Here is a 17812-nt window from a genome sequence, read left to right as displayed (position 1 = left end):
TCCCTCACGTTTGGGAGCTTCCATCCCGACGCTCCCTCACGCGCTGCTGTCGGCCCCCTTTTCTTGCGTGCAGGATCCGAGGGAGCCCTTCATCAGGAGCGGGGATCGGCCACGGTTCCCATAAACAGGGGCAGCCCGGATTCGACATGCACGATCTCGTAGTGGAACGGCCGGTCGAAGTCGATGGTCCGCTCCGGCTGCGGCGGGACACCGGTGACTGCGCCGTTGATCTGGGTCACGGCCGCGGCCACGGTGCCCTTCTCTGCGACCGTGATGTTGGCGGCCTGGGCCGCCTGCGTCAGCGTCAGCTTCGGCTGGATGGCGTTGAAGTCCTCCGCAGTGCTCAGCGTTTTGTGCAGTCCGAGGGAGCCGAGGACCTTGCGCAGGTCAAAACTGCATTTGTGATCCCACCGCGGCAACTGGATCTGCACGGTTTCCGTCTGCGCCGCGTCGAAGGCTTCCGCAATCTCCGTCAACTTCCCGACGGCGAACGCCGTGGCCGGCGGGCCGGAACCGGCGTCGGGCAAAACCAGCCGCATGACGAAGCCGTCCGCATACGGCAGATCAACTCCGCGCCAGCCCTCGCCGGCTGCGTACTTCATTTTCAGTTCGTTGTGCATGGCGGGAGTGGTGATTTCCACGCCATCAGCCGTGGTGAAGGCAAGGTCCGAGGTGTTGTTCGGATCAAACGGTGCACTCCAGGCGGCGGCGAAGTACAGCGCATTGAGCAGGCTGAAGGTGTTGTCCGGGTCGTATTTCGCCGGCGCCTCCTTGATCCGGCCGCCGGTGTTCTCCTCCACCCAGGTATCCATAGCAGGCTTCGTGGAGCGCTCGTCTCGGAAGTCCACGGGGTACACACCCGTTCCATAATGCAGGGCGAGGGTGTCAAGGTACTCCTCGCCCGTGGACACGCTTTTGTCCACAAAGAGGCCGGTCGCCATGTGCATCACTGGTATACGCGGCGGGTTCTTCTCGTCCACGGCCCCAGGGTCGCCGTCGAATTTTTCGAGGGAGGCCAGCAGCGCGTTCATGGCTGCGTCCCGCCGGTCCGTGGGGAGGCCCAGCATCTCGTCCAGTTCGGCGGCCGTGTCTCCGGTGGCGCCAGCCCGCAGCATCGCCAGGGCGATCAGCAGGCTTCCGGGCGAGGAAACGACGTTCCCGTTGAGACCGTCGCCGCCGTCGGACAGCAGCGCTCCGCCGAGTTTGTGGGCGGATGCCCGGAAGGCCCTTAGTTCAGCGGCATATGCGGCGCTGTCGGCCGGAATCCGTTCCACGCCATTGGCCTTCAAGAGCGCGGGGCCCGCATGCGAACACGCGGTGAGGGCCACGATGGCTCCCGCCGCTGCGATTCTGGCGGTCTTCAACGTCTTCATGGCTGCCCTCCGACCGGTGCGTCCGACTATTGGCAGAAATCCACCTCTCCACAGTCAACCAGCCGGAACCTGGTGGGACGATGCCAGTACGGTCACAGTTTGCCGTCGTCTCAGCGCCGCGGGATGTTGCGCAGGTTGCTTCGGGCCATGCTGACGGCCTCGCCGGCACCCCGGTTGAGGACCACTTTGGACATGGCCGTGGCGAAGCCCAGAACCTGCGCGCCCTTGATCTTTGGCGGGAGGGACAGGGCCTGGGGGTCCGTGATGAGCTCCACCAGCGACGGCCCGGGGTGGGCAAAGGCCTCCCGGTACGCGGCCTCGATGCGGGTCGGGTCCGTGACGCGGACGGCGTGGAATCCCAGCGCCCGGGCAACGGCCGCGTAGTTGGCGTCCGGGACGTCCACGCCGAAGTCAGGCAGCCCGTCCACCAGCATCTCGAGTTTCACCATGCCCAGGGTGGAGTTGTTGAACACCACGACGTTGACCGGAAGCCGCTGCGCCGCGACCGTGATGAGCTCGCCCAGCAGCATGGACAGGCCGCCGTCACCTGACACGGAGACCACCTGCCGGCCCGGGTAGGCCAGCTGTGCGCCGATCGCGTGCGGCAGCGCGTTGGCCATCGAACCGTGCAGGTACGAGCCGATCAGCCGCCGGGTGCCGAGCGGGTTGATGTAGCGCGCGGTCCAGACGTTGCACATGCCCGTATCCGCCGTGAAGATCGCGTCCTCCGCCGCCACCTGGTCCAGCAGCGAGGCCGCGTACTCCGGGTGGATCGGCTGTCTCGTCCCCACGTTCCGGGTGTACGCCCCCACGGCCTTGTTCATGAGCTTGTCGTGCTTCTTGAGCATCGCGTCGAGGAAACGGCGGCTCTTCTTGGCCGACAGCAGCGGCGTGAGGGCTGCGAGGGTCGGGAGGACGTCGCCATGCACGGCGATGTCGACGTCGGTCCGCCGCCCCAGCTTGTGGGCGGCCCGGTCCACCTGCGCCGTGCGGGTTGCCGGGAGGAACTGGTCGTAGGGAAAGTCGGTGCCCAGCAGGAGCAGCAGATCAGCGTCCTCAATGCCTTCGGCCGCGGCACCGTAGCCCAGCAGCCCTGTCATCCCGATGTCGTACGGGTTGCTGTACTGCATGAAGTCCTTGCCGCGCAGCGAGTGGCCGATGGGCGCCGCGATCAGTCCGGCGAGCGCCACCACCTCGTCGTGGGCGCCCTCGACGCCGGCACCGGCGAAGATGGCCACCTTGCCGGCGGCGTTGATGGCGTCAGCCAGTTCCTGCACACTGGCCGGGTCCGGCACCAGCGTCGCGGGCCGGAAGGACGCGGGAGTCGGGGTTTCCGCCGTCGCCTCCAGGCCGGCGATGTCGCCGGGAAGGGTCACGACGGCGACGCCCCGGAGCCCGACGGCGTGCTGGATGGCGCTGTGCATGACCCGCGGCGCCTGCTCCGCGGTGCTGATGAGCTCGGAGTAGACGGAGCATTCGTTGAAGAGCCGGTCCGGATGGGTTTCCTGGAAGAAGCTGCTGCCGATCTGTTTGCTGGGAATGTGCGAGGCGATGGCCAGCACCGGCGCTTCGGAGCGGTTGGCGTCGTAGAGCCCGTTGATCAGGTGCAGGTTGCCGGGCCCGCAGGATCCGGCGCACACAGCGAGCCGGCCCGTCAGCTGGGCTTCCGCCGCCGCGGCGAAGGCGGCCGCCTCCTCATGCCGCACATGGATCCAGTCGATCCCGCCCTTCTGCGAGCCGCCGGTCTGGCGGACGGCGTCTACGATCGGGTTCAGGCTGTCGCCCACGATCCCGTAGATCCGCTGCACGCCGGCAGCCTGGAGTTGTTCGATGAGCTGGGTGGCAAGTTCCTTGGCCATGGGTGCACGCTCCCGGAAGTCGGTTGATGAGCTGACACAGGCCAATATAGTCCGCCCGCCTGTCAGCCACGCCCAGGAAACGCTCCCCCACCCTTGGCGACCAACTGCCGGACGCTCCCTCACCTTTGGCCGCCAACTGCCGGACGCTCCCTCACCTTTGGCCACCAACTGCCGGACGCTCCCTCACCTGCGATGGCTAACGGGAACGGCTAACGGGAGTCGGCGGAGACGTAGGTGTTCACCGGGCGGCCGGTGGTGCCGTACTCAAGGTGCAGGGTCACGCGCTCCTTTCGTTCGAGCTCGCTCAGGTACCGCTGCGCCGTGGGCCGCGAGATGCCGACGAGGTCCGAGATGTCCTGCGCGCCCAAGGGCCGGCCGGCCGTGACGACGGCGTCGAGGACCTTCTGCATCGTCGGCGGGAGGCGCCGCGCGGAGCCCGGGCCCGCGCCGGGCGAAGCGGCTGCCCGCCGCGAGGCAAACAGTGCATCCACGTCGGTCTGGCCGGTGATGCGGCGCGACTCGGCATCGGCGCGCCACCTCTGGTAGGCCCTGAGCTGCTCGGCGAGCTGTTCGAACCCGAAGGGCTTCACGAGGTAGTACACCGCTCCGCCGCGCATCGCCGCACGTACGGTCCCGACGTCGCGCGCCGCGGTGATGATGATGACATCCAGGTCCTCGCCCGCCTCGCGAAGCGACTGCAGCAGGGAGATGCCATCCTCATCCGGCAGGTAGACGTCCAGGAGCAGGAGATCGGGGCGCTCGCTCGCGATCGCGGCACGCGCCTCGGCCACTGTGTGCGATTCACCGACGCACTCGTACCCCGGAACGCGCGCAACCTGGGCGGCATGGAGCCGCGCGACGCGGTAGTCGTCGTCGACAACGAGCACACGGATCATCCTTCTGCCCCACTTTTCGGAATCCACACTTCGAAGCGTCCGCCCGGTCCGGCGAACACGTCCATCGTGCCACCTGCACGGCGCACGATCCTCGCTACGAGCGCCAGGCCGATGCCGCGGCGCAATGCGTGGCCGCCGGCTCCGCCTGGCCGTTCGGTTTTCGTTGTATAGCCGTCGCGTACGACGTCGTGCACGGACTCCGCGGGCACGCCCGGACCGTTGTCGGTCACCGACACGAAAACGCCGGAAGAGTCATCCAGGGTGAGTGTGACTTCCCGCTGGCCGGGAAGGCTGGAGACGGCGTCGACCGCATTGTCGAGCAGGTTCCCCACAATCGTGAGGAGGTCCTGCGTCCCGAGCCCCGGTTCGCGGAGGCGTGACTCGTCAGACACGGCCACGCTGACGTCCTGTTCCGCGGCCACCGTGGTCTTGGCATAGATGAGGGCAGCGAGTTCGGGCGGCTCGATCCGTGCCCGCAGTCCCTCGCCGAGCGAACGCGACGTGTCTGCGATGCCGGAGATGAAGGTCCGCGCCTGCTCAATGTCACCGAGGTGGAGGAGGGCGCCCACGGTGTGGAGGCGGTTGGCGTACTCGTGCTCCTGCGCACGCAGGGCTGCCATGAGCCCTTCCAGCGCCCGCAGGTCCCGCACCAGTGCCTCCACCTCCGTGCGGTCGCGCAGGGTCACGACAGCGCCCACACTTCGGCCGCCCACACTCACGGGCATGCGGTTCGCCACGAGCAGTGAGTCGTCGGTGATGATCGTCTGGTCCGCGCCGGGCGCCCCGCCCGTGAGGACATCACGGAGCCTGCCTGCGGGGATGAGCTCCTCAACCGGGCGGTCCAGGGGACTGTTCTCGAGGTGCAGCAGGCGCCGGGCCTCGCCGTTAATCACGGTGACCCGGCCGGCGTCGTCAATTCCCACCATGCCCTCGCGGATGCCGTGGAGAAGAGCCTCCCGCTCCTGGAGGAGCGATGCGATCTCCGCCGGCTCGAGACCGAACGTCGCGCGCTTGATGGCCCGTGCCAGCAGGAACGAGCCCGCACCGCCGATCAGGAGGATGAGCACCGAGGATCCGCCGACGATGCCAGCGTCCCGCTCGAGCTCCATGCTGACGGTCGTCTCGAGGATGCCCACCGAGACCTGTCCGACGACATTTCCCGAGGCGTCCAGGATCGGTGCCTTGGCGTTGGCCGAGTCGCCGAGGCTGCCCTGGTCGGTGCCCACCTGGGTCTGGCCGTCGAGGACCGCGACGGGCTCCTCGAGGCGCTTCCCGATGAGCGACGGCGTGGGGTGCGAGAAACGAATCCCGTCCCGGTCGGTGACCACCACGTAGTCCGTCTGTGCGCGGGTGCGCACCTGTTCAGCCACCGCCTGGATCTCATGGTTCGCGTCGCCGGACGCCACACCGGCTGCCACCTCCGGCATCTGCGCCACCGACTCCGCGACGCCGAGGGCACGCAGACGGAATTGCTCGTCGAGGACCTGGCCGGTGATGCGGTCGGTCACCAGGCCGCCGAGAGCCACGGTGACCACGATCAGCACCAGCGTCCACACCAGAATCTGCGATGCGAGCGGCCGGGCGCCCCACCATGCCCGCGCGCTGCTCACTGCTGGCCCCGGACGGCGCTTCGAGCAGTCCGGACCGCACTTCGAGCAAAAGGTTCAAAAGATGAATGAAGGCTAGTAACCCTCACAAGGCACGCAAGCGTGGCTGTACCACGGCAGTGCTTTCTAGGGTGGGTGCACTGATCATGACTCATGTCACACGGCACGGAGAGTTGCTGGGCATGACTAAAGGATCCACCGGACAATGGCGCCGCCGCAAATGAGGCGGCGGCGCCGATTCAACAGAGAGGCTTTACGCCATGGGTGTAAACCACCGCATCCGCCCACCCGCGGATGCCGGCAACGAGGCGGGCAACGATGCCGGCATCGAAATAATCGGGCTGACCAAGCGCTACCTCACGCCGAAGGGCGAAACGTTCACCGCGATTCGAGACGTGGCGCTTTCCGTCGAGCCCGGGCAGTTCTGCTCGATTGTCGGCCCCACGGGCTGCGGCAAGTCGACCACCTTGGCCCAGGTTTCCGGGCTGGAGCGTCCCAGCCAGGGTTCGGTGCGCGTCGGCGGCAACACCGTAGAGGGCGTCACGGACGGTGTCAGCTACATGTTCCAGGCGGATGCGCTCTTCCCCTGGAAGAGCGTGCTCAGCAACGTGATGATGGGACCGATCCTGCTGGGAACCCCGAAGCGCGAGGCCACCTCGCTCGCCAGGGACTGGCTGCGCCGTGTGGGGCTGGCCGGTTTCGAGGACCGCTACCCGCATCAGCTCTCTGGGGGCATGCGAAAGCGCGTGGCCATGGCAGCAGCGCTCATCAACAATCCGAGGATCCTGCTCATGGATGAGCCGTTCGGTGCCCTCGACGTGCAGACCAAGGCCATCATGCAGAATGAGCTGCTGAAGCTCTGGGAGGAGCTCCGGCCCTCGGTCCTGTTTATCACGCACGACCTCGACGAGGCCGTGGCGCTCTCCGACCGCGTGGTCATCATGACCAGCAGCCCCGGCACGGTCAAGGACGTCTTCGACATCGATCTGCCCCGGCCGCGCGGCAACGTGCAGGAAATCCGCCACGAGGAACGCTTCCTTGAGCTTCAGGGCCAGATCTGGCAATCGCTCAAGGACGAGGTCACCCGTGCCTACGCCCGATCGGCAGGTGCAGCAGCATGACCACTCTTGTGCAAGGGGAAAAGGTGAACTCGCAGGAGCAGCAGCAGGCAGCGGCCGTGCAGTCCGGAAAAGCATCGCACCGGCGCCGCACGACTGCCATCTGGGTGGGCCGCGCCGCCCTCGCAGTGGCCGTGGTGGGCGGTTGGCAGTGGTTTACCGAGGAAGGCTGGGTGGACAAGTTCTTCTTCGGCCAGCCCAGCGAGATCTGGAACAGCCTGGTGACGCTCTTCACGGACGGAACAGCGTTCGGGACCATCTGGGAAAACCTCGGGGTCACCATGGAGGAAGCGGTCCTCGGTTTCGCGCTGGGCACCTTCGTCGGCGTGGTGCTCGGGATCCTGCTGGGCTCGAACAAGTACCTCTCGGCCGTCGTCGGCCCGTACATCAGGATCGTCAACTCGATTCCCCGCATCGTCCTCGGCTCGATCTTCATCGTGGCCTTCGGGCTCGGCGTGTTCCCCAAGGTCCTGCTCGCCGCAGTGCTGGTCTTCTTCGTCGTCTTCTTCAACGCCTTCCAGGGCGTGCGTGAGGTGGACCAGAACCTCGTCGCGAACGTCCGCGTACTCGGGGCATCCCCTGTCCAAGTCGCGATTCACGTGACCATCCCCTCGGCGATGACGTGGATCATCGCAAGCCTCCACACGGCCTTCGGGTTCGCGATTATCGGCGCCTTGGTCGCGGAGGTGCTCGGTGCCCAGCAAGGTATCGGCCTGATCATCAGCCAGGCCCAGGGCACCTTCGATCCGAACACGGTCTTCGCGTGCATGGTGATCATTGCCGTGATCACTCTCGCGGCCGAATACCTGATCAGCCTGCTGGAACACTCACTCCTCAGATGGCGGCCACCGAACCGTTCCGAAGCCCAGGCCATCTGACAAATTTTTCACCGTCAACAACGCAATATCCATGAAGAGAATAAGGAAAAGTGCCCCAATGATGAAGCACAAGATCTACGCCACCGCTGCCCTGGGCGTGGTTGCGCTCAGCCTCGCCGCCTGCGGCGGCAGCACCTCGGCCAGCTCCACCGCCTCCAGCGGTTCCGGCAGCACCGCGTCCGCGGACACCTCGACGATGCCCACGGTCAAGCTCATGGTCGGCGGCATCGACAAGCAGATCTACCTCCCGTACCAGCTCGCGGAAAGCCTCGGCAACTACAAGAAGTACGGGGTGAATGTCGAGCTCTCCACGGAGCAGCACGGCGGCGTCGGCGCGGAGGAAGCCATGGCGTCCGGACAGGTGGACATGGCCGGGGCGTGGTACATCCACACCGTCGACTTCCAGTCCAAGGGCAAGAATGTCATCGACCTCGTGCAGCTCTCCAGCGCCCCGGGCGAGCGCATCATGTGCAACCCCAAAGCCAACGTCCACTCCGCGGCGGACCTCAGGGGCAAGACCGTCGGCGTGACCGACCTCGGCTCCGGCACCGATGAGCTCACCCAGTTCATCGCCGCCAAGGCCGGAGTCAAGAAGAACGACTACCACACCATCGCCGTGGGGGCTGGTTCCACTGCCATCGCTGCGATCCAGCGCGGATCCGCGGACTGCGTCATGACAACTCAGCCCACCGTCGGCGCGCTCGAGAGCAAGAACCTGGCCGTCTCCGCGATCGACCTCGCGACCTCGGACGGTACCAAGACTGCGCTCGGCGGTTCCTGGCCGGCGGCCAGCGTCCTCGCCCAGTCCGACTGGGTCAAGTCGCACGAGGATGCGGCCCAGAAGGTTGTGAACGCCCTCGTTGACACCATGCACTGGATCAGCACCCACTCGGCGGCGGATATCGCGGACAAGCTGCCCACCTCCTTCGTCCAGAACAGCACCATCTCCAAGGACCAGTACGTCAAGGCGCTGGACACGGACAAGGGGCAGTTCCTGCCTGACGGCATCATGCCGGCTGGCGGGCCCCAGACGATCTTCGCGATGGAGAAGCAGAACGGGGTGGACGCTTCCAAGATCCACTTCACCGACACGTTCACCAACAAGTACGCGGAGGCCGCGCTCAAGCTCGAGGGCTACACCCCGACGACGACGGCCGCCGGCTCAGACGGCTGACGCCACCGCCCGCGGCCCTTTAGTTCCGAACGGCTTAGTACCGAACGGCTTAGTATCGAACGCCATTTGGCCGAACCCGACCACGCCCGTGGTCGGGTTCGGCTTTTTGCATCCCCACCCCTGACAAAGCTGCGGAAGCGTTGGGAAATGGGTGGCCAAAAGTGCGGGAGGGTCGGGTAAGGGGCGGCAAGAAGGGAGGGAGGGTCAGCTCCCGGAGTGCGCCTGCAGGAAGGAGTAGACCTCGGTCTCGTCCACGCCGGGAAAGGCGCCCGGCGGCATGGCGGCCAGCAGGTGCGAGTGCGCACGCGCCGAGGGCCAGGCATTGCCGGCCCATTCTGCGGTCAGCGACGCCGGCGGCCGGCGGCAGCAGCTTTCGTCCGGGCAGGTGGACTTGGACCGCTCCGTGGTGTCGCGGCCGCGGAACCACTTCACGTGCGCATACGGCACGCCCACGGACAGCGAGAACTCCCCGTTCGCGGAGCGTTCCGTCCGGGCCGTGCACCAGTAGGTCCCGGCCGGGGTGTCGGTGTACTGGTTGTAGGCACTGAACTTGTCCGGGACATCGAACACCACCCGGGACGTCCAGTTCTTGCACGAAGGCTGGCCCTCGATGGCGCCGGTGTGGTCCTGCGGGAACGTCACGCCGTCGTTCTCATAGGCCTTGTAGATGATGCCGCTCTTGTGGGTTTTCTGGAAGTGCGTGCGAATGTCCAGGTGCTCGGTGGCGAGGTTGGTGAACCGGTGCGCGGCCGTCTCGTAGGACACGGCAAAAGCGTCCCGGATGTCCTCGACGGCGATTTCCTTGGCCTGTTTGGCCCGCTGCAGGAACTCAACGGTCGCCTGCTCGGGCAGCAGAAGCGCGGCGGCGAAGTAGTTTGTGGCCACGCGCTGCATCAGGAAATCCCCGTAGTTCGAAGGAGTCTGGTGTCCCAGGACGTAATGGCCGAGAGCCTGCAGCAGCACCGAGCGGGGGTCGTGATCGGTGCGGACGTTCTGCGTGAGGTAAATTCTGCGGTTCTTAAGATCCGTCACCGAGCGGGTGGAATGCGGCAGGTCCCCCACATGATGGAGGCTGAATCCGAGGTGCCCGGCGATGTCCGCAATGACGTGCTGGGACAGCGGCCCGCTCGTGTGCCCCACCGAGGCCAGCACCTTCTGCGCCTCCGCCTCGTACTCCGGGAAGTAGTTGTTCCGCTCCCGCATCATGGCGCGCAGCCCAGCGTTGGCGCGGCGGGCCTCCTCCGGCGTCGCCACCTGCTCGTTCAGCCGGCGCTCCAGCTCGTGCTGCAGCCCCACCATGGACTCCAGCACATCCATCGGAAGCCGCGAACTGATGCGGATCTTCGGCAGGTTCAGGGATTCGTAGAGCGGGCTGCGCTGGTAGCGTTCCAGCTCGATTTCCAGCGCAGCGCGGCGGTTGGGCGGCTCTGCGCCGAGCAGCTCGTCGATGCTGACGCCCAGCGCCGCGGCGAGCTGCTGGAGCAGGCCGAGCTTGGGTTCGCGCTTGCCGTTTTCGATGAGGCTCAGCTGGCTCGGGGCGGTCCCGACGGCGGCGCTCAGGTCATCGAGCGTGAGGCCGGCCGCCTTGCGCAAATGGCGGACCCGGCGGCCCATGCTGATGACGTCCAGCTCCGGCGCGGCGGTTGAGGGGAAGGACGAGACCTGGCGATTCCAGCTGGCGGCGTGCATTTCTTGAGGATATGCGAAGAAGTGCATTTCTTTCCACGGTTTTCATCTAGAAACCTCTTGGAAAGTGAAGAAAAGTAGTTCTCACGAAGCCCCGCCGCTTCCGGAACAGCCTTTCGGACCAGCCGGCCGGGACCTGCAGAGATGCAGGCCGGCCGGCCCGGAACCCACCAAGGAGACAAAGATGACTGCAGCATTTGAGCCCACCCAGCAGACGCCCGGCCAGCAGACCGCCGCTCTGGAGCTCGAGTGGGCCGCCAACCCGCGCTGGGAAGGCGTCACTCGGGACTACTCAGCCTCCGACGTCGTCCGCCTCCGCGGCCGCGTCTCCGAAGAGCACACGCTGGCCCGCCGCGGTTCCGAGAAGCTGTGGAAGCAGCTCACCGAGGAGCACGCCACCGGCAAGTACACCAACGCCCTGGGCGCCCTGACCGGCAACCAGGCCGTGCAGCAGGTCAAGGCCGGGCTGCGCGCCATCTACCTCTCCGGCTGGCAGGTCGCTGCGGACGCCAACAACTCCGGCCACACCTACCCCGACCAGTCGCTCTACCCCGCCAACTCGGTCCCCACGGTGGTCCGGCGCATCAACAACGCGCTGCTCCGCGCGGACCAGATCGAGTTTTCCGAGGGCATCCAGACGGTCGAGGACTGGCTGGTCCCGATCGTGGCCGACGCCGAGGCCGGCTTCGGCGGCCCGCTGAACGCCTACGAGCTCATGAAGTCCATGATCCAGGCCGGCGCCGCGGGCGTGCACTGGGAAGACCAGCTCGCCTCGGAGAAGAAGTGCGGCCACCTCGGCGGCAAGGTCCTGATCCCCACCCAGCAGCACGTCCGGACGCTGAACGCGGCCCGGCTGGCCGCCGACGTCGCCGGCACGCCGTCGGTCATCATCGCCCGCACCGATGCCGAGGCGGCCACGCTGATCACCTCCGACGTCGACGAGCGGGACCGGGAATTCATTACCGGTGAACGTACGGCGGAAGGCTTCTACAAGGTCCGCAACGGCATCGAACCCTGCATCGCCCGCGCCAAGGCCTATGCCCCGTACTCCGACCTCATCTGGATGGAAACGGGCACCCCGGACCTGGAGCTGGCCCGCAAGTTCGCCGAATCCGTCAAGGCCGAGTTCCCGGACCAGATGCTCTCCTACAACTGCTCGCCGTCGTTCAACTGGCGCAAGCATCTCGACGACGCCACGATCGCGAAGTTCCAGCGCGAACTCGGCGCCATGGGCTTCACCTTCCAGTTCATCACCCTGGCCGGCTTCCACGCCCTGAACTACTCGATGTTCGACCTTGCCCACGGCTACGCCCGGGAAGGCATGAGCGCCTACGTCGAGCTGCAGGAGAGGGAATTCGCCTCCGAGTCCCGCGGCTACACCGCAACCAAGCACCAGCGCGAAGTCGGCACCGGCTACTTCGACGACATCGCTACTGCGCTCAACCCGAACGCATCCACCCTCGCCTTGGTCGGATCGACCGAAGAGGGTCAGTTCCACTAGTCCCCAGCCGCCCCTCCGCTCGCAAGCTCGCGAGGGAACCCGGCGGCCGTGGGCCCATTCCGCCCAAAGTGAGCTGTTCATTCCGCTCACCCGAAGGCACGACGGCGGCGGGCACCCATGGTGCCACTGCCACCGGGGCCGGGGAAGGTGATCCGGAAGCGTGCGTAAAAGGGGCCCTGTCCCCGCCCGGCCGAGCTCTGCGAGGCCCAAGGCGGGGATGGGGAATAGCACGCGGAGGATTGCCTTTTTCGGCCCAAACCGCACCCGCCGTCGAACATCTGCTTCTCCGAGGAGAGATTTGAAATGAACAGCTTCACTGACAACTTCACCATCAATGGGGTTACCTTGACTGCGCAGCCGATTTGCCGGCAGGGCGAGGTCCTCACGCCGGACGCGCTGGCCTTCGTTGCCAAGCTGCACAAGGCGACTGCCGGGCGGCGGCAGGAGCTGCTGCAGGCACGGCGGGAGCGCCGTCAGCAGATCATCAAGGGCCAGGACCCGCGGTTCCTTCGTGAGACCGAGTCCGTGCGCAACGACCCGAACTGGCGTGTGGCTCCCCCGGCTCCGGGCCTGGAGGACCGCCGCGTGGAAATCACCGGGCCGGTCGACAAGAAGATGACCATCAATGCGCTGAATTCCGGCGCCAAGGTGTGGCTCGCGGACATGGAGGACGCCTCCACCCCCTCGTGGCGGAATGTAATCCAGGGCCAGCTGAACCTCACGGATGCGCTGGAGCGCCGGATCGACTTCACGTCAACCGAGGGCAAGGAGTACAAGCTGCGCGCCGCCGGTGAACTGCCCACCATCGTGGTCCGTCCCCGCGGCTGGCACCTGCCGGAAAAGCACATGCTCGTTGACGGCACCCCGATCGCCGGCGGGATCGTGGACTTCGGGCTGTACTTCTTCCACAACGCCCTCCGCCTCATCGCCCAGGGCAAGGGACCGTACTTCTACCTGCCCAAGATCGAGAACCGCCTCGAGGCCCGCCTGTGGAACGACATCTTCATCCTGGCGCAGGACCTGCTGGGCATCCCGCAGGGCACCATCCGCGCCACGGTGCTGATCGAGACCATCACCGCGGCGTTCGAGATGGAGGAGATCCTCCACGAACTCCGGGACCACGCCGCTGGCCTGAACGCCGGCCGGTGGGACTACATCTTCTCGCTGATCAAAAACTTCCGTACCCGCGGACCCCGGTTCGTGCTGCCGGACCGCGGCCAGGTCACCATGACCCAGCCCTTCATGCGCGCCTACACCGAACAGCTCGTCCGGGCCTGCCACAAGCGCGGCGCCATGGCGATCGGTGGCATGGCCGCCGCCGTCCCCAACCGCAAGGACGCCGCAGCCAACGCGATCGCCTTCGAGAAGGTCCGCGCGGACAAGACCCGTGAAGCCGACGACGGTTTCGACGGCTCGTGGGTGGCGCACCCGGATCTGGTGCCGGTCTGCCGTGAAGTGTTCGACGGCGTCCTTGGCGACCGGCCGAACCAGCTGGACCGCCTCCGCGAAGACGTCACGGCGGACGACCGCGCACTGATCGACATCTCCTCCACCACCGGGACCATCACCCAACAGGGCATCCGGAACAACATCGAGGTGGGGATCCGCTACATCGAATCCTGGCTGCGCGGCAACGGAGCGGTGGCCATCCACAACCTGATGGAGGACGCCGCCACCGCGGAGATCTCCCGCTCGCAGCTGTGGCAGTGGATCTTCTCCCGGGCCATCACGGACGACGGCGATGTGGTGACGCGCGAGTGGGTGGAGGACATGCTGGACGAGGAATTCGCCAGGCTGGAACGCTTTGAAGGGGACCGTTTCGCCGACGCGCGGGACATCTTCGAGGAGGTCACGCTCAGCAACGAGTTCCCCGCCTTCCTGACGCTCCCGGCCTACGACCGCTTCCTGCATGAGGCTCGGGCCGGCGTTGACGCCCCCAGCGAGAACCCGGCCCTCGTCCCGGCGTAACCCCTGTAACCCCAGGATTCCGTCCGCTGGGCTTCCCGCCCTTCGCAACAGGCAGCCCGAGATCCGGGTGGCGGCCCAGCAGCGGAACCCCTTCAGCTCGCCAATGGCGTCGAGTTGGCAGTTAAGGCCCATGTTTTCGAAAAACATGGGCCTTAACTGTCGTCTCGGGAGGGGAAGACCTACCGCGGCTTCGGCACGCGGCGCAGGGACACCGCAGTGCCCAGGATGAACGCGGTCACGGAGCAAAGGATCATCAGGAGGGGTCCAGTCCAGGCGCCGGAGACGCCGTGCACGTAGCCCAGGAGGGTCGGGGCCACCGCCCCGAAGGAGTATCCGGTGCCCTGGACTACGGCGGACATCCGGGCCGCGGAGGCCTGGTCCTGGGCCAGCCTAATGATGGCGAGGAAGATCAGCGTGATGCCGCCACCCTGGGCCACGCCGCCGAGGGAACACCACAGCCACCACAGCTCCGGCCCGAACAACAAGCCGAGCGGTACCGTGAGCCACAACAGCCCCAGGGTGAGGCCCACCGCCGTCGTGCTGGCGAAGCGGGCCGCCAGCGGGACGCCCAGCCCGCCCAGAATGGCGAGGATCTGGAAAAGCGAGGACGCCGCCCCGGCGGCCGAGGGCGCCATGCCGAGTTCGTCCGCCAGCAGGCTCGGCAACCAGGCCGTCACTCCGTAGTAGGAGAACGCCTGGCCCGCAAAGGCGAACGTCAGCGCCGCCGTGATCCACCGCGATGCAGGCCTGCGCCCCGGGCGCCCCGGCTCCGCCGCGGGAACTGGTTCAGGGGTGAAGGCCCGCCGGCCGACGGCGATCGCCCAGACGGCGAGGGCCGCCAGGGCAAAAAGGCCGCTCGCGGCAATCGCGGGCCGCCAGCCCAGCAGGTCGGCCAGCGGCGCCGACACCATGGACGTGAGGAACGAACCTATGTTGAGAGCCGCCGTGTAGGTTCCCATCGCCGCTCCCTGCCGGGCCGGGGTGAAGTCCCGCCGGATGATCAACGGCACCACGATATTGCCGATGGTGATGGCGACGCCAAGGATCACGGTGCCCAGCATGACGAGCGCGCCGCCGCCCGCAGAGCGGACCACGACGCCCAGGAGCACACCCAACAGGGTCAGCGTGATGGCGAACTCGGGGCCAAGTTTGCGTCCGGCCAGCGACGCCAACGGTGCGGCCAGGGCAAAGCACAGGACCGGGATCCCGGTCAGGAATCCCAGTTCCACCGGGGTGAACCCTAGGTCGTCACGCATCTGCGCGACCACCGGTGCCACAGCCACCAAGGGACCGCGCATGTTCAGCGCGATGAGCCCGATTGCGAGCATGAGGAGCCAGGCGCGCGGCGTCCGCGTGAAATGGCTCATGGGGTGGTCCGTTGCCGCCCGTTGGGCGGCAAGAAGTATGGTTTCATCAGTCACATTGCTATCACGGGCCACTGGTTCACCATCAATTCGCGAGCCGCCGCCCGTAGCAAAACCGCCGCCGGCAACCCGACTCCCGGACGCGCTTGCCAGAAATCTGCTCCCTGCCTATGGGCGTGCAGTCCTTCTTCCAGCAGAATCAAACGGACAGGACATCCGTAACTTCCCCTACTTGGAAACAACCGACGGCCAGCAAAGGAATCCCGTGTCGTATTCAATCCAGCTGTACACCCTCCGCAACGCCCTCCAGGAAGACCTGCCCGGCACCATCAGACAAGTCGCCGAGCTCGGCTTCACCCAGGTGGAGCCCTACAACTTCGTCGCGACGGCCAGGGAACTCAGCACGGCCCTCCAGGACAACAGCCTGACGGCCCCGTCCGGCCACGCCCCGCTGTTGGGCCAGGACCAGGACGCGATTTTCACTGCCGCCAAGGAACTGGGCATCACCACCGTGATCGATCCCTACCTCCCGGCCGAGCACTGGCAGTCCGCCGAGGACATCCAGGCCACCGCCGCGAAGCTGAACGCGGCAGCGAAAAAGGGCGCCGAATACGGCATCCGCGTCGGCTACCACAACCACGCCTGGGAGCTGGAGTCCAGCATCGAAGGCCAGACGGCACTGGAATACTTTGCCGGCCTGCTGGACCCGGAACTCGTCCTGGAAGTGGACACCTACTGGGCCGCCGTCGGTGGCCAGGACCCGGTGCAACTGCTGCAGCGCCTCGGCGACCGGGTCAAGTTCATCCACATCAAGGACGGCCCCATCAGCACGGACACCAAGGCTCAACTGCCGGCCGGCCAAGGCAAGATCCCGGTGTGGGACGTCATTGCCGCGGCGCAGTCCCTCGAAGTCGGCGTCGTGGAATTTGACGACTACTCCGGCGACATCTTCGACGGCATTGCCCAGAGCCTCGGCTACCTGCAGGCCGGTTCCGCCAACGAGCAGGGCGTGAACCCATGAGCGCCGCACAGAACCCGACGGCAGGCCGGCCCACCGGCCGCGGTCCGGTGGGCGTCGCCGTCATCGGCGCCGGCGTCATCAGCAAGCAGTACCTGGACAATCTGACGGTCTTCCCGGACCTCAAGGTCCGCGTCATAGCGGACCTCTTCGAAGACGCCGCCGAGGCGCGGGCCAAGGAATACGGGGTCCCCGAATGGGGCGGCGTGGACGCCGCGCTGAACCACCCCGACGTCGAGATCGTCGTCAATCTGACCATCCCGGCGGCGCACGTGGAAGTGGCCACGGCCGCCGTCAATGCCGGCAAGCACGTCTGGACGGAAAAGCCGTTCTCACTGGACCGGGACTCCGGGCTGGGGCTGCTGAAGAGCGCCGACGCCGCCGGGCTCCGGCTCGGCTGCGCCCCGGACACGTTCCTCGGTGCCGGGCTGCAGACGGCCCGGCGCATCATTGAGCGCGGCGACATCGGCACGCCGCTGACGGCCATGACCATGTTCCAGACGCCCGGTCCGGAGTCCTGGCACCCCAACCCGGCCTTCCTGTTCCAGTACGGCGCCGGGCCCCTGTTCGATATGGGCCCGTACTACCTCACCGCGCTGGTCCAGACGTTCGGTTCCGTGCGCCGGGTCGCGGCCATCGGCTCCAAAGCCAAGGAAGTCCGGGTGATCGGCTCCGGACCCAAGCTGGGCGAGGAGTTCACCGTGGACGTCCCCACCCACGTGTCCGCGATGGCCCAGTTCGACGGCGGCGCGTCCTCGCACAGCGTCTTCTCGTTCGAGTCGCCGCGGCAGCGGATGGGCTTCGTGGAGATCACCGGTACGGAAGCCACCATTTCCCTGCCGGATCCCAACTACTTCACCGGCGACGTCAAGCTGTGGCGCGCAGGCGACGAGGACTGGACCAACGTTCCCGCCACCGGCCCCAGCCAGGGCCGCGGCATGGGCGTGCTGGACATGGCCCGCTCCATCCGGGCCGGCATCCCGCACCGGGCCACCGGAAATCTCGCCTACCACGTGCTGGACACGATGGTCTCGATTTCCGAATCGGTGGAATCAGGCACCTTCGTCAATGTCGAAAGCTCCGCCACGGCCTCCCCGGCCCTCCCCGAGGACTGGGACCCCACCGCTTCCACACTCTAGGAACCAGGCAATGAACTCCCCAGAAAGCAAGGACAGCACCACCCCGGAGAACCCTGCCTTGGGCGTGGGGATGGTCGGCTATGCGTTCATGGGCAAAGCCCACCCCACCGAAGGAGCCTGACATGCCCCGCCCATACACCCTGTTCACCGGCCAGTGGGCCGACCTGCCCTTCGAGGAAGTCGCCAAGCTCGCCTCCGGCTGGGGCTACGACGGCCTGGAAATCGCGGTGT

At 66.7% G+C, this 17812-nt stretch carries 13 protein-coding genes and 1 pseudogene; 8 read left to right on the top strand and 6 right to left on the bottom strand.

The features are described 5' to 3' along the window. Positions 1-92 precede the first annotated feature (92 nt). The 4 genes from ACFVVK_RS09660 to ACFVVK_RS09645 form a co-directional block, all read right to left on the bottom strand. The gene (locus ACFVVK_RS09660; RefSeq protein WP_390266201.1) at positions 93-1373 is read right to left on the bottom strand and encodes a serpin family protein; all 1281 of its coding nucleotides are present in this window, start codon (positions 1371-1373) and stop codon (positions 93-95) included. Positions 1374-1483: 110 nt separating this feature from the next. Further along, positions 1484-3232 (bottom strand): pyruvate dehydrogenase, encoded by a 1749-nt coding sequence (locus tag ACFVVK_RS09655; RefSeq protein WP_390266200.1) that lies wholly within the window; start codon positions 3230-3232, stop codon positions 1484-1486. A 209-nt stretch (positions 3233-3441) separates the two neighbouring features. Continuing rightward, entirely contained in the window at positions 3442-4119 is a 678-nt protein-coding gene (locus ACFVVK_RS09650; RefSeq protein ID WP_390266199.1) for a response regulator, read from the bottom strand. A 5-nt stretch (positions 4120-4124) separates the two neighbouring features. After that, positions 4125-5738: an ATP-binding protein gene (locus ACFVVK_RS09645; protein ID WP_390266198.1), complete on the bottom strand. Its 1614-nt coding sequence runs from the start codon at positions 5736-5738 to the stop codon at positions 4125-4127. A 257-nt stretch (positions 5739-5995) separates the two neighbouring features. On the opposite strand from ACFVVK_RS09645, the gene ACFVVK_RS09640 reads away from it, so the two are divergent. Genes ACFVVK_RS09640 through ACFVVK_RS09630 form a run of 3 tightly spaced genes read left to right on the top strand, consistent with a single transcriptional unit; the run spans position 5996 to position 8905 of the window. Beyond that, the gene (locus tag ACFVVK_RS09640) at positions 5996-6856 is read left to right on the top strand and encodes an ABC transporter ATP-binding protein (protein WP_390266197.1); all 861 of its coding nucleotides are present in this window, start codon (positions 5996-5998) and stop codon (positions 6854-6856) included. Beyond that, entirely contained in the window at positions 6853-7731 is an 879-nt protein-coding gene (locus tag ACFVVK_RS09635) for an ABC transporter permease (protein ID WP_390266196.1), read from the top strand. Before ACFVVK_RS09640 ends, ACFVVK_RS09635 begins: the two co-directional genes overlap by 4 nt. 58 nt (positions 7732-7789) lie before the next feature. Next, complete coding sequence (locus ACFVVK_RS09630) at positions 7790-8905, top strand: ABC transporter substrate-binding protein (RefSeq protein ID WP_390266195.1); 1116 nt, start codon at positions 7790-7792, stop codon at positions 8903-8905. A 204-nt stretch (positions 8906-9109) separates the two neighbouring features. Here ACFVVK_RS09630 and ACFVVK_RS09625 read toward each other — a convergent pair whose 3' ends face one another. After that, positions 9110-10621, bottom strand: coding sequence for a helix-turn-helix domain-containing protein (locus ACFVVK_RS09625; RefSeq protein ID WP_390266194.1), 1512 nt, complete (start codon positions 10619-10621; stop codon positions 9110-9112). 154 nt (positions 10622-10775) lie between these two features. On the opposite strand from ACFVVK_RS09625, the gene aceA reads away from it, so the two are divergent. Then, positions 10776-12092 carry an isocitrate lyase gene (gene aceA, locus ACFVVK_RS09620; protein ID WP_390266193.1) on the top strand — a complete coding sequence of 439 codons (1317 nt, stop codon included), beginning with the start codon at positions 10776-10778 and terminating at the stop codon, positions 12090-12092. A 303-nt stretch (positions 12093-12395) separates the two neighbouring features. Next, positions 12396-14060: a malate synthase A gene (aceB, locus tag ACFVVK_RS09615; protein WP_390266192.1), complete on the top strand. Its 1665-nt coding sequence runs from the start codon at positions 12396-12398 to the stop codon at positions 14058-14060. A gap of 179 nt (positions 14061-14239) precedes the next feature. Here aceB and ACFVVK_RS09610 read toward each other — a convergent pair whose 3' ends face one another. Further along, a complete protein-coding gene (locus ACFVVK_RS09610) occupies positions 14240-15427 on the bottom strand; it encodes a CynX/NimT family MFS transporter (RefSeq protein WP_390266191.1) in 1188 nt (395 codons plus the stop codon). A gap of 262 nt (positions 15428-15689) precedes the next feature. Between ACFVVK_RS09610 and ACFVVK_RS09605 the strand changes: the two genes are divergently transcribed. From ACFVVK_RS09605 to ACFVVK_RS09595, 3 genes and pseudogenes are all read left to right on the top strand, one after another. Beyond that, a complete protein-coding gene (locus ACFVVK_RS09605) occupies positions 15690-16445 on the top strand; it encodes a sugar phosphate isomerase/epimerase family protein (RefSeq protein ID WP_390266190.1) in 756 nt (251 codons plus the stop codon). Beyond that, positions 16442-17581: a Gfo/Idh/MocA family protein gene (locus tag ACFVVK_RS09600; RefSeq protein ID WP_390266189.1), complete on the top strand. Its 1140-nt coding sequence runs from the start codon at positions 16442-16444 to the stop codon at positions 17579-17581. The genes ACFVVK_RS09605 and ACFVVK_RS09600 overlap by 4 nt, the downstream gene beginning before the upstream one ends. Positions 17582-17703: 122 nt before the next feature. After that, positions 17704-17812, top strand: a pseudogene (locus ACFVVK_RS09595) (sugar phosphate isomerase/epimerase); the annotation flags it as partial.

It is taken from the genome of Arthrobacter sp. NPDC058192 (genome assembly GCF_042883665.1).
Taxonomy (GTDB): Bacteria; Actinomycetota; Actinomycetes; order Actinomycetales; family Micrococcaceae; genus Arthrobacter.
The sequence above is the reverse complement of the archived record's forward strand: the minus strand, read 5'-3'. Positions and strand labels throughout refer to the sequence as shown.